This is a genomic window from Furfurilactobacillus milii (genome assembly GCF_009863985.1).
Classification (GTDB): Bacteria; Bacillota; Bacilli; order Lactobacillales; family Lactobacillaceae; genus Furfurilactobacillus; species Furfurilactobacillus milii_A.
Map to the genome: position 1 here is coordinate 62,396 of NZ_WEZT01000008.1, position 13,697 is coordinate 76,092.

Consider the following 13,697-nt stretch of genomic DNA (forward strand, 5'->3'; position numbering starts at 1 on the left):
ATCAGCTCCTAAAAGATGGGTTTGTGGTAAACACCATTTTAAAGGAAGCTGATCTTTTTTGTCCGAACAGCGTTCGGATTAATTTTACAATCTATCTTAAGGACAAAAACAAAACACCCAATCATCAAATAATGATTGAGTGCATTATGGTCGTTACCAACAACAGTTGACAGAGAACCTTTTTTATGAGCGTGACGACCCCCGGTAGAGACCGAGCAATAACGTAAAATGAGCGCTGTAAAGGTGAATTTTGCCTTTACAGCGCTCGTTTTGTGTTATGCACAGGTCTCTGGGGTGTCGAAGCGCGTTACGACTATGAAGCAGGAAAACGGGTTATGCACAGACTTCAGTGGGTGAGAGCACGTTATGGCTATGAAGTAGGAAAGTGGTCGATTCCAGTAATTTCGCTAATTTCCAGTAAATATGACTACATAATTGGACATGTCATACAATCAATTTTCTGAAATTATTACTATTGGTTTTAACTTCTAATTTGATCGTATTAAGTGATTTAGATCTGTAATCCAAATAAATTGAAATTTTTCAGCCTTCTGCGATGACATTTTAACTTAGAATGAATACAATGTACTCGGGAGGTGGAATTATGGGAACTGGTTCTAAACCCATCACGATTTTTTTCGTGATTTTGTATGCGTTTCTGTTTTATTTAGTATTTGCTAACAAGAACATGCTGGCGATGGAAGTGATGGCAGTGGGGATGTTATTGCAAGCCATCATTGATTGCTGGTGTGCTTTTCGCAAGTCAAAACCATGATACATATTTATAGGAGGCGTTCGCATGAGTGAACAGAAGGTTTACAACGATTATTTTTACGATGAACCTGTTTATGATTTGCATGACGGGGGTTATGTGCCATTGAAGGTACCGGATGTGCCGGAGAAGCCCTTAACAATTCCGAGTGTGTTAAAACCAGACAAAGTGGATGGCAATGATGTTTGGTATACCATTCGTGCTCAAGCTGGTGAAACACAAATTTTACCCGGTGTTAAGACGAAGACATGGGGCTACAATGCATCCTTGTTGGGCCAAACGGTCGTGTTGAAGGATGGTGTCCATTATCACGTGCATATCGTCAATGAATTACCTGAAGTGACAACGTTGCACTGGCATGGACTTAATGTGCCTGGCCCTGTCACAGATGGTGGTCCACATGCGCCAATTTATCCTGGTGAATCTCGTGACATTGACTTCACCTTGAATCAACCGGCTCAAACGGACTGGATTCACCCGCACCCATGTCCGAACACTGCTCGTCAGGTCTGGAACGGATTGGCAGCGGCAGTTGTTGTAACTGACGACGTCGAGAGTAAGCTACCATTCCCACGTAATTATGGTGTTGATGACATTCCGGTTATCTTGCAAGATCGTAGTTATCACGACAATCAATTGGATTATGATGCCGATTATGACGTGGATGGTACGTTAGGCGACACGCCGTTAGTTAACGGTACTGTAAACGGTGTCTTTAAAGTCACGACGCAACGGATTCGTTTAAGAATTTTGAACGGTGCTGACCGGCGTGAATACCGTTTGCACTTTAGTGATGATCACGAATTCACTCAAGTTGGCTCTGATGGCGGAATTTTACCCGCACCAGTTAAGTTGACTAAATTGATGCTGACCTGTGCTGAACGGGCAGAAGTTATCGTCGACTTTGGTGATCACAAACCGGGTGACAGGGTTCAATTGATGTCTGACGATGTGCCGTTGATGACGTTTGAAATTGGCGACTTTGAACCAGATAACACACAACTGCCAGATCATTTGGTTGATTTGGCCGATTGGGAACCAACGCCAGGTTTGCCCGTTGAAAAGACAGTTATGTCAGGTATGGACGACGAAGTCCGCCTCGACGGTAAGCTGTTTGATATGCAACGGATCGATCGCAAACAGAAGTTGGGTGACGTCGTTGACTGGGATGTGACTAACACAAATGACATGGGCAGTGGCATGATTCACCCGTTCCACATGCATGGCTGTCACTTCTTGGTACTGTCACGAAATGGTAAGGCACCTTATCCAAATGAACACGGCTACAAGGATGTTGTCGGTGTTAATGCCGGTGAAACTGTTAGAATTCGGGTTATGTTTGATGTGCCTGGGGTCTTCATGTATCATTGCCACATTTTGGAACACGAGGATACTGGGATGATGGCCCAGATTGAAGCTTACGATCCAGACCACCCACAAACATTCCACTTGCTAAGCATGGATGATGTTAACAACCGAACGAACCAAAATTAAATTAATCGTTGGCTAATATGAGCGGCGTCTTGAATAATTCAGACGCCGTTTTTATGTGAGTCGGCGAACACATAGAGAGAAGTGCATTTGTATGAGTGAGAAAGAGGCAACAGCGAGTGTCGACAATAGGGGGCACGTTTATAACCGATTATGGTTCATTATTACGCTACTGACGGGCACGTTCAGTATGTCCATCAGTCAATCGTCCTTATCGACTGCATATCCGACCTTGATGCGGACATTTAATATCGGGGCGCCACAAGTGCAGTGGATGACGACTGGCTTCATGTTGGTGATGAGTGTCATGATTCCCGTGAGTCCGTGGCTACTGAACAACGTTAAATTTACAACGCTATTTCGTTGGGTGACCGCTATGTTTGCGTTTGGGACATTGCTATGTATGATGGCGACGAGTTATCCAGTATTGTTAATTGGTCGTTTAATTGAAGCACTTGGCGTTGGTATTATCTTTCCATCGTTTCAAACGGTGTTGCTGACAATTACGCCTGAAGATCATCGGGGAGCAACGATGGGCACGGCAGGGCTAATCATGGGATCTGCTTTAGCAACCGGACCAATCGTTTCCGGAATTGTCCTGTCATTTGCAAGTTGGCGTGGTCTATTTGTATTGTTCTTCGTGCTCGTTACTGCTGTGTTTATTCTGTCCTTCTGGACGATTAAAGATGTTATGCCAGTTAATCGGTCGACAATGGACTGGTTGTCGATTATTTATTCGTTGGGGTTCATCGGTGTCTTGTACGTCCTTAATCAAATTGGGGTAAAGGGCGCTAACTGGTGGCTGACAACGCTGCTAATTATCAGTATCCTGGCGTTGATTGGCTTTTGTTATCGTCAGTTACATCGTGACCAGCCACTATTGGAATTACGAGTTTTCCACAGTCGTTTGTTCACGACCGGTGTGTTGCTAACGGGTGCTTCTTACATTGCACTGATTGTGACCACGATTGTGCTGCCGTTGTATTATCAAAATGTGCTCGGTTTATCAGCACTATTTTCTGGATTGTCACTGGTTCCAGCGGCCGTGGGTCTCAGTCTGTTGAACCCACTATCCGGTCATTTGATGGATCGCGTTGGACCACGAAACGTTGTCCTTACGGGGATGATTTTGATTGTGCTCGGGTTTGGCTACCTGACTATCTTTGCACGCCATTTAAACGTGTTTAGCTTAATTTTGGCTTCAATTGTGACTGAAGGTGGGAATGCATTTGTTATGATGCCAGCCGTAACACTGGGAGCAAACTCATTGCCTGATAAACTGATTTCTCACGGAACAGCTGTGACAACGACTGCCCGTCAGATTCTGGGATCAGCAGGGGTTGCTGCCGCCACGATTATTTTGACGCGGGTGACAGATGCGCATAAGGCTGCTCAAGGTTTACATCAGGCTACACTGACTGGTTATCAGATGACGTTCTTAACTTTTCTGATTATCGGAATCTTAGGCTTGGCATTAACGTTTACCTTACCGCGTGGTAAACAGGCACCAACGAAGTAGGTGTAAGAAAAATCGCCGTTCACATTAATTGTGAGCGACGATTTTTTATTTATATCTGGTTTATTTTGCATCTGGTGTTAGTCCCAGTTTGCGTTGGCAATCTGGACAATAACCATAGAGTTCGATGTGATCTTCGGTAATCATGTAACCAGACTGTTTAACCGCTGCACTTTCCAGATTGGCGAAATCATCATAAAAGATGTCCGTAATCTTCCCACAGTTCTGACAAACGGCGTGAAAATGTGGCCGACCAAAGTAGTCATAGTGGGTTCCTGCATCACCGTTTTCTAGTTCAATCACAATCCCTGTTTCGACTAACGTATTTAACGTATTGTAAATCGTTGCCAAGCTTAGTCCTTGGTGAACGGGTTTCAGTTCGTCAAACATGGTGCCAACGTCAGGATGATTGTGGTGTGTCATGAGGTAATGGAGCACAATCTGCCGTTGCGGGGTAACCCGCAGATGTTTGTCCTTTAATACTTTTACCGCTGCTTCATCAATAACCTGTGCCATAGGCAACTCCTTCCTTAGACTTGTTCTAACTTAATATTAAAACACTTTTCTATCTAAATACCAATTAGATGAATTGTCAAGGACTCATGTAATTGACGATATGTCTGAAATTATGGCAGTAAAATCAATTCCTCAAAATTTGAGTGGATTGATTTCGTTTTGCAGGTCGAGGACGTCATACCATGGGAGCGATCTCAGCCCTCAAACCCCGAGGGTCTTCAACCTCGGCTTGGAACCGAAGACCACGTTTCCAAGCCTGCCCTGCAATTCTGCCCTCGACCGGCTTCACTCATGTTGTACTAGATTTAGCTAAATTTAAAGCTAAAAATAAGAAAATGGGTCGCAATTGAATCTGCTGTTACATGCATGTGAGGGCGTCACCGTTGATACCGATTCGTGAAGGCGGTGTTAATTCGAATGATTCTGTCGAATTTACAGCACGGACGGTTGGGAAGACTCGTGATCTTGCGAGGCTTCCCAACGAGGTGAAAGTCTGTGGTTTTCAGGCTTGAACCGGTCCCACGACAAGTGTATCAACGGTGACAACCGGCAGTAAGGGCAGTAAGGTTCAATAGTTTAAAGGTAAAATCTTGCGCATATTGAAGCGGTTGCACTATGATGAACACGATGATAACGCTGATTTGTTGGAGATGTAATTCATATGGCAATAAGTGAGCAAAAACAGTCGTTTCAACTTCACTTACAGGATTTAACGAACCGTAATGCTTCATTCTTAGAGACCATCTACGCGTTGGCTAACGGACATCTAGGCGTGCGTGCCAGCAATCCATTACAGGGAAACCTGCGATTAGATGAGGGGATGCCTGGCCTATTTGTGAATGGCTTTTATGATTTGAGCCACATTACATATGGAGAATCATACGCGGGTTACCCGGAAAATAATCAAACCATCGCTCAGTTACCCGACCCACGATACCTTGTCATTGAGATCGATGGAGAACGATCGGATCAAACGACATTTGCCACCCGAGTTGTGGATAAAAACCTTGATATGGAAACGGGGTTACTCAATGAATTGTTTGAGATAACCACACCTTCTGGAAAAATACTCCAGTTATCCTTATCGACGTTTGCGTCACAGGCTGATGATGGCATTTACTGTGTCAGCTACACCATTCGGCCAATTAACTTTAGCGGGGCGGTAAAGCTGTACAAACAGCACCCCTATATTGACCAGGTGTTTACCCGAGACGGCGATATTCGTGCTGTGTCGCGAAATAACATTTTGGATCGGCAGTTTTTGAATGCGGACTTTCCGGCCATGCAGATCACGACGCAACGGAGTCAATTGGGGCTAGTCCTTATGTGGCGTTATTTGGGTGAAGACTCCTTGGTCAAGTTTGACCGTTCGGACGGTATGCCCAAATACGTAATGGACCTTGACCTCCAGCAAGGGCTGGCAGAATCTTTCGACTTCGGTTATTCCGTCGGGCGGATTCACAGTCTTATGGATGTCGCGATGAACCACACGCAATACTTGAAAAACGCAAACGCACATCTAGAGCATCATTCGTTTTCAACCTTGTTTACAGAATCTGCCCACAAAATGCAGGAGTTCTGGCACAATTCGGATATTCGGATTGACGGTGATCCTGAGACGCAAAAGGGGATTCGCTTCAATCTCTTTCATCTGCACCAGTCTGCTGGTCACGATGGGAAGACCAGTATTCCAGCCAAGGGTCTCACTGGGGCAGGTTATGAAGGACATTATTTCTGGGATACCGAAATGTTTATGCTGCCGGCCTTCATTTATACAGATCCACAAATGGCCCGAGCGTTGTTAACGTATCGTTACCATACGTTGGATGAGGCACGGCGTCAGGCCCGAGACTTTGGCTTAGACGGCGGGGCAATGTTTGCATGGCGCACAATCAACGGGATGGAGGCGTCGCCTTACTTTCCTGCTGGTCTGGCGGCTGTTCATATTAACGCGGATATTGCGTATGCGGTCGCTGAATACGTGCAGGTCACAGATGATCAGGATTTCTTGGTGAAAATTGGATTTGAACTGATCCTGGAGACGGCGCGATTCTGGCAGCGTTTTGGCAGCTTCGGTATTGATGGGCCTCAGGGCGGCAAGTTTGTGATTAACAAAGTGAACGGGCCCGATGAATACTCGGCAATGGTGAATAACAATTATTACACCAACCGGATGGCTCAACACAATCTCCGTCTAGCCGTTAGCTATGCTAAAGAACTTAAGAGGAGCCATCCAAGCAAGTTAGAAGAGCTTGGGGTGACTGAAAAGGAATTACAGTCCTTTACACACATTGCAGATAGCATGTACCTGCCGTTTGATAAGGAACTCGGTGTCAAGATGCAGGATGATGGTGCCTTTAACATGGAGATTTGGCCATTCGATCAGACACCACGGGATAATTACCCATTGTTGCTTCACTACCACCCAATGCGTTTGTATCGCCATCAAGTCAATAAGCAAGCCGATACACTGATGAGTGATTTATTGTTCCCAGCCGACCAAGATATTGAACAGCTCAAACGTGATTTTGATTACTATGAGCCATTAACGACACATGATTCATCGTTGTCGCGCCCAATCTTTAGTATTCTGGCGCATCGAATTTTAGCGCATCACAAAGCGTACCGTTATATTGCAGAATCAATCCTAACTGATTTAAACAATAGTCAGGGCAATTCACAAGACGGCGTGCATGTCGGCAACATGGGTGCTAGTTGGATGGAAATGACGCTAGGCGTAGCCGGCATGATTCGTGCTGACCGTGGCTTGGAGTTTCATCCACACTTACCGGTTCAGTGGTCGGCATTGACGTTTAAGATTCGTTATCGTGGCAGTCAGTTTGAAATGCACATCACACGTAATCAAGCGCACTTTAGCCTGATTGAGGGTGACCAGGTGACAATTTACTGTGATGGACAGGAAGTGGCCTTAAGCAGCAAAGCACCGGTCAAACGGATGATGACCGTTAATTTAACGGAGAAATAGAATTGACATTAGGAGAGGGCGACCGGCTTTCTCAGATAATTCAAATGCGACGTTTATGGGATTTTCTCATGGACGTCGCATTTTGTTTAAGTTAGATGAACAAAAGACAGTGCTATGTCTCGCAGTTACGGCAATTTCACCAAAATCAAACTGAGGTCTCATGCCCCAATTTATAGAAAATAGAAATAGCCGTAAATGGCACGAGAAAACCCCGACAACTTCAAAATTGCCGGGGTTCGTTCGATAAATTTAGCTGTGCGTTGCTCTATCTATGTGTTGATGCGGAAATTAGTTCTGGTGAACGGCTTCCATTTGTTCGAAGTAAGCTGTTTCCTTCTTAGCTTCAGCCGCTTGGTTCTTTTTGTTGTACCAAGGGGAGATAGTGAAGGCTAAGAAGTCGTTCATCAAGTAAACAGAACTGTTAACAAACATGGCTAACGTAGCGTCACCTTGACGGAAGGAAACGGCCCACAAAACCATTTGTGCTAAACCAGAAGCAACCCACCAGATGTATTGTTGTTTGAACCGCATGAAGCAGATGACACCGGCACAAGCGGAGATACTGAATGAAATAGCGTCGATCCAAGGACGAGGATCGTTGGTAACTGCGCCAATAACGTAACCGGAGATCCCGTAAACAATTAATGTAGCAATAATAGCAACTGTGTTACTGCGCCATGTAAATGAACGAATTTTGCTGACCATGTTTTTGTTCCAGCTTGGGCTTAGCAAGACTGGCAGGTCAAGTGTTGCCATGTAAACAATCTGTTCACCGATGGACAGGTAGTTTTTGGCAGAAAAACCAACATAAATAAAGCAAAGTGCAGATAACACACCAAGTAAGCCGTTAACACTCTTAGCTTGGTTGATGGCCAAGATACAAAGTACCCCAAGTGTTGTTCCGATGAACGTGATCAAACTAACCAAACTGAAGGGGTTTGAAACTAAGGTCATCACCTGGGCACCCAATGAAAAACCGAAAAGCCAGTATGAGGCCTTGTGCCAGCCAGTTAACTGGTGGCCGAGAAACTTAAAATAATTGGTAACGTGACGCATGAAAAGATCTCCATTCTATGATTTGTATTTGTGGCCCGGTAGAAGTAAAAGATTCAGGCCTGCAACGCACTGATAGATATGTTAGCACCCAGACCGTGGAAAACAAAATGCCTGTCAAACGCTTATTGTATGTACCATGAGTTAACGTTGCGTGGCGATTTGAGACCGTGATGGCGGCACTGAGAGCTATTTTGTGATGGACACAAGATGATGTGAAAACTTTTTTGAAAAAACTATATATTGTATGTAAAAGCCATGAAAATGAATGAAAACAATCTGCAGTAATTTTTGCATTTCAAGGTTAAAACCGTGTCAGAACAAGAAAAGGCTCCACAAAATGGCTACGAAAGCCCATTTTATGGAGCCACAACATCTAGATGCCTCATTGAGGGGGAGTGAGTCAACTAGATGAGTTGGAAACTCAGTTGTTGGTCGCGCAGTTTGAAAATCTGGCCGAGGTGACTAAAACGTAATTGCAGGCGTTTAACGCCATCCAAGTTAGTATCCAGAATTTCAATGCGGTACGCGGCAGTTGGCGCTGGGTGAATCAGATTAAATGTGATGTATTTACCTTTAGGGAAGTGAATGCTGTGATGGCCAAGTTCGTTATGGAAAATTGTAATCATAGTTATTCCTCCTTGTGTCTGCTAAGTATGAGTACGAGTTTAGCATGCGTTTTAGGGGAGGGGTAATTATGTGCTTGTGAAACGCTTTTAAGACACGGAAGGTCGAAATTCTAATAAGTTGAAGAACCAATTATAGCGCCAAGAACAACACCCAAAATGCCACAAATGATTGAAGCAACAATTAGAATTAATCCCTGTGTTTCGTTATGTTTACGCGATGCAAATCCTAAGGCAACGCCAATACCACCAAAAATAATCGGAATGAAAAACAATGAGACGGCGGCTGATAGCCATCCAAGGATTAAAAAGAGCCTTGAATTATTATTAGTTTGCCTAGCAGTATCGTCAAAACTCTGAATTTGCTGGGGCTGAGCACTTTGCTGAGTTTGCCGTTGGTACGGCCGAACATTTGATACGTTAGAATGAGAGTTATTTTGAGCATCATTCATTTGATCAAAGAGAGCGCCACAATTAACGCAGAATTTTGCATCTGGTTTATTTTGAGCCCCACATTGCTGACAATATTTCATGATTTACGTCCTCCAAGACTAAGTAAATTATTTTTTTGCCACGGTATCACAGCTGTAAAGTTTGAAGCCACAAAATCCATCCCGGTGTTTTTCCCTGAAAAATGAATCAAAGTGGTCGAAATTCGTTTTTTGAATTCGACATCCAAAATTTGATCAATGGGGACGAGTCTTGGTTCACCAACAATTTTTCCCGAAATTGTTGATGGGATGAGTACTAGCCCCTGATCCTCAAAGCAAATGATATTATTTTTGGTACCCCAAATAGCTAACCAAGTAATCCACAAATTATGGTAGTCGTGAAGGGACATTACTTGGATAAAATTATCGGTTTTATCTGAATAGCCGTGTTTGATTTTGAAATTTACAATCTCCTGAATGCTAGATGCCATTTATTTTTGCCTCCTAATAAGCACTTGTACTCCTTAAAAATCGTCCTCAACGGCATAATCTAAGTTGCCGTCCTTATAACGCCACAATTCACGGTCGGAATTTTCTGGATTTAGAATAATTAATGTCCAACCTGATCCAACCTTTTGCTTAATTGATTTGGAAATTTTTGTCCCCGTTGACTGAATATCTGCGTCCTCTTCGTAGTAGACTTGTTTATCTACCATTTGCTCCATAGAATCGATGATGTCACTATCTTTTGCTTCCAGACCGATAGCCTTTTTTGATTTATTGATCATGACTTTGTAATCATCCTTAGCAGTGTGGGCGACTACACAACTTTTTATTTTTTGTTCTGTTGTTTGTGGCGGATTTTGGTGAATAACAATGCCAACGATACTGCCAATTATTAAGAGAATGATAATTAACGTGGCCCAAATATTGGCGTTGCTTTGTGGTTCATTATTTGAAATCGAGTCAAAGGTTGTGACCTCGGAGTTTACCTTAGGTTGTGTTGAAGGGGGAAACGGCTCTGAACTCGGGAATTTAAATCCGCAATTAATGCAGAAGATGGTGTTTCCGTCGTTTGGGGTTCCGCATTCTGGGCAAAATTTTTTATTCATAGGGCACCTTCTTTCTCATCAGACTTTTGTGGATTCTTGTTCTTATGTTTCATACTTAGAATTCCGTCAGCGTATAGCATCAACGTCAATTTTGTTTCGGCCGCGCTGGTCTGAAACGGGGAAAGGAGGACTTGATAATTCGCCACACCATCTAATCCCTTGATGTTCAAAATGGACTTTAGATTGCGCATCAGCGTTTTCCAGGCTTCCGTGTAATTTTCTCCTGCACCAATGACTTCTACAGAAGCGGCCAATACAAATCCGTCGGGAATTTTTCCTGCTGTAATTGTGGGTGTATCAGTTAGGTCAATACTTGTTTCGAAAATGTTTGCGCCGGGTAAATCTGTGAAAACTTCGACATTTTGAAGACTGGCACCGCACTTCAAACAGAACTTAGCGGTGTCAGAGTTTTCTGATCCACATTTTGGACAACGTTTATATCTTTTGACTAACATATTTAAATCTCTGGCAAATTCTATAATTAATCCGAACAGAAATTAAAAAGCCCAAAGCAATCACTTACAATGGTAGTAGCTAATTCCAACCAATATAGGGAGTGATTACTGCACTTGAACTAATTAATCAACGACCATTAAAAATACATCATCAACAGACTGCCATTGAAAGATTCCGGGCTTGTTCGGATTAAACTTGTAATTTGCCCTCTCCAAATGAAATTATCTTTTATTCTGTTTCTTGTAGTTTTTAATCTGCGGTGTCATCGTCTGCATCGTTGTTGGTATCTGCGGCGTTGTTGTCGTCGTCATTAGTGTCGCTGTCATTATTATCAGTATCGTCATCATCGGAATCATTGTCGCTATCACTTGTAGAGTCAGTATTGCCAGAACTATTATCAAAATTCTTTTTATCCAATATATTTCCGTTATCATCTACTTCGATATAAGGATGAGCTTCTGAGTTTTGACTATCTTTGAGGAAAACACCCCATGTTGCACCGTTTGGCATTACTGCCTGTTCGTGCTGGATGTCTTGTATAGAGTACCGAGACCAATCAATGCTATTAGACGCCTGTACTTTTTGTCGGATTAGACTAATAGTATCGGTTCCAGAGCTGGCGGCCTCAGAGTCGGATTGTGAAGTTGAGCTAGAATCGACAGAACTGCTGTCATTTGGCGAGCTAGACTTAAAGAAACTGCTGATAGAGTTATTTGTGTGACTCATATCCAGCATTGAGATGTAAGGTGTAATTTTATTTTTATATTTTCTCATCAACTGATCTTTTGTAATTGTTCCGTTATTAGTCCAACTAGTATTTTCAGGTGTCCAATCTGCCATATCAGTGCCATCTGGTGGTGTGGCCGAATATTTTGTGAAAGTACCATCACGATGATCAATAACTTTGTTTGTCTCTGATAGAACGTGATTAATATTTGAGTTGGTATAGACTAAACCAATTTCGTTTGGCTGGCCCATTAACACGGTTAAATTTGGTTGACTGCCATCAGATGTAGATGCAAGCCCCTTGGAATTCATACCGAAAACCCAATATGCTAAATAGGCCAGTTGTTGTTTTTGAGGAAGTGAATCAAAAACCGCAGAAGCATTGCTCGATTGTGAAGCCTTTTTTGATGAGACAGCACGAGTACTAGAATGTTGTTTTTTTTGTTTTTGAGATTTTGGCCTCGTTGATGGAATGAGAGTATGAAATTTTTGGGGTGATAAATAGCGAAAGGTAAGAAGAGCTCCAACTAAAGCCAAAATAATTACCACGACTAATGGAATCAAAAATTTCCTTCCTTTTGCTGGCACTTCTTGTCGCTGGCTTGAATCACTTATTTGACTGTCACTTAATGATTTGCCACAATTTCTGCAAAATTTGGCATTGGGTTCATTTTGAGTATGACAATACGGACATGTAATTGAATTATTCATAATTGAATACCTCTAAAATTTTATCTAACACTTAGAAAATAGACATAAATGTAACTACACTGGCTGTTATACCCATGAGAAAAATTTGAAAGATACTGCGCCTGTTTAGGTTTGACCCATTGAGTTCGGTAATGACTACACCACCCAATATGTTGAAGGCGGTCGCCATAACCCTCCAACCACTTGCATAAAAGGCACCACTAAAACCACCGATAATGATAGCTACTGTGACGCCAAAGTTGCGACCTTTTAGATTCTCTTGAGGACTAACATTCGTTTGACCATGCTCTTGTTCAATTTTCGAAGTAGGTGACGGTTCGTAATGTCCTTCAGAAGTGTTAAATGATGTTGTTGATGCAATCGTGGCGGAATCAGGAGTTTCAGATTCACTGATGTCAAAATGAAAGCCACAATTTATACAAAATTGAGCACTACTGTTATTTTGGGTGCCGCATTGAGGGCAAAATTTCATGATTATATCTCCAATAGATAACAAAACCAATTATGGGAAGAAAAGCTTCAATGGTACTTTAAATTGTTGGTGTATTTGTTCAGCTTCTTCAACGGTGAAGGAGCCTTGACCGTGCAACCTTCGATTAACAGTTGTGCGATGCATGTTAATGCTCAGACCTACGTCTAATTGCGTGATCCCATGCTTTTTTAAATAATTTCGCAATTTTTCTGTTGTTTCTTTTTTTGAAACTTGATTGCTTTCAACTCTCAATATGAATCACCTAATCCTTTTGTAAGTTAGAAATATTCACTTCTGAATTATAATTCGAAAATTGTACCCCTTCAACTACTTTTAGTTTGCGGTTGCTAGGGGTGTAGCGGCTGTGCAACACTCTATAATAAATGCTTTTTATTGTGGAGGAGATGACAGTATGCTTGGAGACGCTATTAAGCGTGCACGGATTGACAAAAATTTGACACAAATGGAACTATCAGAAAATATTTTAAAAATTTATGGAATTCCAAATTCTTCAGGAATGATTTCAAGGTATGAGCATGCAAGTAAGCCAGTTACATCTGGTCAAATGGCAATTCCACTTTTGTTCGCGTTGTGCGATTTTTTGCAACTTGATTTAAACAATATTGCAAAAGAGGAAATGAAGGTTTTAAAAGAGCGTTCCGAAAGAATACCATTTCAACACCAACGAAAGTAAATATTTGTGAGTGACAAGGCAATCAATTGTCTAAAAGCTTGAATTGTCAAATTAAGTGCAACACTACATTAAAGAATATTTCATAAGGCGTTTTCCATCCGAGACATTTACGGGGACGATTATTCATTTGTTCTG

15 protein-coding genes are annotated in these 13,697 nt (G+C 42.5%); 5 read left to right on the plus strand and 10 right to left on the minus strand.

Annotation, left to right across the window (positions count from 1 at the left end):
- Positions 1-604 precede the first annotated feature (604 nt).
- From GB992_RS11620 to GB992_RS05865, 3 genes are all read left to right on the plus strand, one after another.
- The gene (locus tag GB992_RS11620) at positions 605-775 is read left to right on the plus strand and encodes a hypothetical protein (protein ID WP_017262189.1); all 171 of its coding nucleotides are present in this window, start codon (positions 605-607) and stop codon (positions 773-775) included.
- A gap of 24 nt (positions 776-799) precedes the next feature.
- Positions 800-2,266, plus strand: coding sequence for a multicopper oxidase family protein (locus tag GB992_RS05860; RefSeq protein WP_161001624.1), 1,467 nt, complete (start codon positions 800-802; stop codon positions 2,264-2,266).
- Between the two features lie 91 nt (positions 2,267-2,357).
- Positions 2,358-3,782, plus strand: a complete 1,425-nt coding sequence (locus GB992_RS05865) for an MFS transporter (protein ID WP_161001625.1) — start codon at positions 2,358-2,360, stop codon at positions 3,780-3,782.
- Between the two features lie 60 nt (positions 3,783-3,842).
- On the opposite strand, the gene GB992_RS05870 is transcribed toward GB992_RS05865, so the two are convergent.
- Positions 3,843-4,295, minus strand: coding sequence for a Fur family transcriptional regulator (locus GB992_RS05870; protein WP_161001626.1), 453 nt, complete (start codon positions 4,293-4,295; stop codon positions 3,843-3,845).
- A 661-nt stretch (positions 4,296-4,956) separates the two neighbouring features.
- Here GB992_RS05870 and GB992_RS05875 point away from each other — a divergent pair.
- The gene (locus tag GB992_RS05875) at positions 4,957-7,281 is read left to right on the plus strand and encodes a glycoside hydrolase family 65 protein (RefSeq protein ID WP_161001627.1); all 2,325 of its coding nucleotides are present in this window, start codon (positions 4,957-4,959) and stop codon (positions 7,279-7,281) included.
- 288 nt (positions 7,282-7,569) lie between these two features.
- On the opposite strand, the gene pnuC is transcribed toward GB992_RS05875, so the two are convergent.
- The 9 genes from pnuC to GB992_RS12000 all read right to left on the minus strand — a co-directional run bounded on the left by pnuC (position 7,570) and on the right by GB992_RS12000 (position 13,120).
- Positions 7,570-8,337 (minus strand): nicotinamide riboside transporter PnuC, encoded by a 768-nt coding sequence (gene pnuC / locus GB992_RS05880; RefSeq protein ID WP_161001628.1) that lies wholly within the window; start codon positions 8,335-8,337, stop codon positions 7,570-7,572.
- Between the two features lie 404 nt (positions 8,338-8,741).
- Complete coding sequence (locus GB992_RS05885) at positions 8,742-8,963, minus strand: hypothetical protein (protein WP_017262197.1); 222 nt, start codon at positions 8,961-8,963, stop codon at positions 8,742-8,744.
- Positions 8,964-9,073: 110 nt separating this feature from the next.
- Entirely contained in the window at positions 9,074-9,493 is a 420-nt protein-coding gene (locus tag GB992_RS05890; protein WP_161001629.1) for a zinc ribbon domain-containing protein, read from the minus strand.
- Positions 9,490-9,882: a hypothetical protein gene (locus tag GB992_RS05895; RefSeq protein ID WP_161001630.1), complete on the minus strand. Its 393-nt coding sequence runs from the start codon at positions 9,880-9,882 to the stop codon at positions 9,490-9,492. The genes GB992_RS05890 and GB992_RS05895 overlap by 4 nt, the downstream gene beginning before the upstream one ends.
- 33 nt (positions 9,883-9,915) lie before the next feature.
- Complete coding sequence (locus tag GB992_RS05900) at positions 9,916-10,503, minus strand: zinc ribbon domain-containing protein (RefSeq protein WP_161001631.1); 588 nt, start codon at positions 10,501-10,503, stop codon at positions 9,916-9,918.
- On the minus strand, positions 10,500-10,958 hold the full coding sequence (locus GB992_RS05905) for a zinc ribbon domain-containing protein (RefSeq protein WP_161001632.1): 459 nt from the start codon (positions 10,956-10,958) through the stop codon (positions 10,500-10,502). The genes GB992_RS05900 and GB992_RS05905 overlap by 4 nt, the downstream gene beginning before the upstream one ends.
- A gap of 250 nt (positions 10,959-11,208) precedes the next feature.
- Positions 11,209-12,396 carry a zinc ribbon domain-containing protein gene (locus GB992_RS05910; protein ID WP_161001633.1) on the minus strand — a complete coding sequence of 396 codons (1,188 nt, stop codon included), beginning with the start codon at positions 12,394-12,396 and terminating at the stop codon, positions 11,209-11,211.
- 31 nt (positions 12,397-12,427) lie between these two features.
- Entirely contained in the window at positions 12,428-12,868 is a 441-nt protein-coding gene (locus GB992_RS05915) for a zinc-ribbon domain-containing protein (RefSeq protein WP_161001634.1), read from the minus strand.
- Positions 12,869-12,898: 30 nt separating this feature from the next.
- Positions 12,899-13,120 carry a helix-turn-helix domain-containing protein gene (locus GB992_RS12000; protein WP_161001635.1) on the minus strand — a complete coding sequence of 74 codons (222 nt, stop codon included), beginning with the start codon at positions 13,118-13,120 and terminating at the stop codon, positions 12,899-12,901.
- A gap of 160 nt (positions 13,121-13,280) precedes the next feature.
- Between GB992_RS12000 and GB992_RS05925 the strand changes: the two genes are divergently transcribed.
- Positions 13,281-13,562, plus strand: coding sequence for a helix-turn-helix domain-containing protein (locus GB992_RS05925; RefSeq protein ID WP_161001636.1), 282 nt, complete (start codon positions 13,281-13,283; stop codon positions 13,560-13,562).
- The last annotated feature ends 135 nt before the right edge of the window (positions 13,563-13,697 follow it).

Bases quoted from the DNA above. Each gene is read 5' to 3' on its own strand.
- GB992_RS11620 (WP_017262189.1), top strand. From the start codon at position 605: ATGGGAACTGGTTCTAAACCCATCACGATTTTTTTCGTGATTTTGTAT.
- GB992_RS05860 (WP_161001624.1), top strand. From the start codon at position 800: ATGAGTGAACAGAAGGTTTACAACGATTATTTTTACGATGAACCTGTT.
- GB992_RS05865 (WP_161001625.1), top strand. From the start codon at position 2,358: ATGAGTGAGAAAGAGGCAACAGCGAGTGTCGACAATAGGGGGCACGTT.
- GB992_RS05870 (WP_161001626.1), bottom strand. From the start codon at position 4,295: ATGGCACAGGTTATTGATGAAGCAGCGGTAAAAGTATTAAAGGACAAA.
- GB992_RS05875 (WP_161001627.1), top strand. From the start codon at position 4,957: ATGGCAATAAGTGAGCAAAAACAGTCGTTTCAACTTCACTTACAGGAT.
- pnuC (WP_161001628.1), bottom strand. From the start codon at position 8,337: ATGCGTCACGTTACCAATTATTTTAAGTTTCTCGGCCACCAGTTAACT.
- GB992_RS05885 (WP_017262197.1), bottom strand. From the start codon at position 8,963: ATGATTACAATTTTCCATAACGAACTTGGCCATCACAGCATTCACTTC.
- GB992_RS05890 (WP_161001629.1), bottom strand. From the start codon at position 9,493: ATGAAATATTGTCAGCAATGTGGGGCTCAAAATAAACCAGATGCAAAA.
- GB992_RS05895 (WP_161001630.1), bottom strand. From the start codon at position 9,882: ATGGCATCTAGCATTCAGGAGATTGTAAATTTCAAAATCAAACACGGC.
- GB992_RS05900 (WP_161001631.1), bottom strand. From the start codon at position 10,503: ATGAATAAAAAATTTTGCCCAGAATGCGGAACCCCAAACGACGGAAAC.
- GB992_RS05905 (WP_161001632.1), bottom strand. From the start codon at position 10,958: ATGTTAGTCAAAAGATATAAACGTTGTCCAAAATGTGGATCAGAAAAC.
- GB992_RS05910 (WP_161001633.1), bottom strand. From the start codon at position 12,396: ATGAATAATTCAATTACATGTCCGTATTGTCATACTCAAAATGAACCC.
- GB992_RS05915 (WP_161001634.1), bottom strand. From the start codon at position 12,868: ATGAAATTTTGCCCTCAATGCGGCACCCAAAATAACAGTAGTGCTCAA.
- GB992_RS05925 (WP_161001636.1), top strand. From the start codon at position 13,281: ATGCTTGGAGACGCTATTAAGCGTGCACGGATTGACAAAAATTTGACA.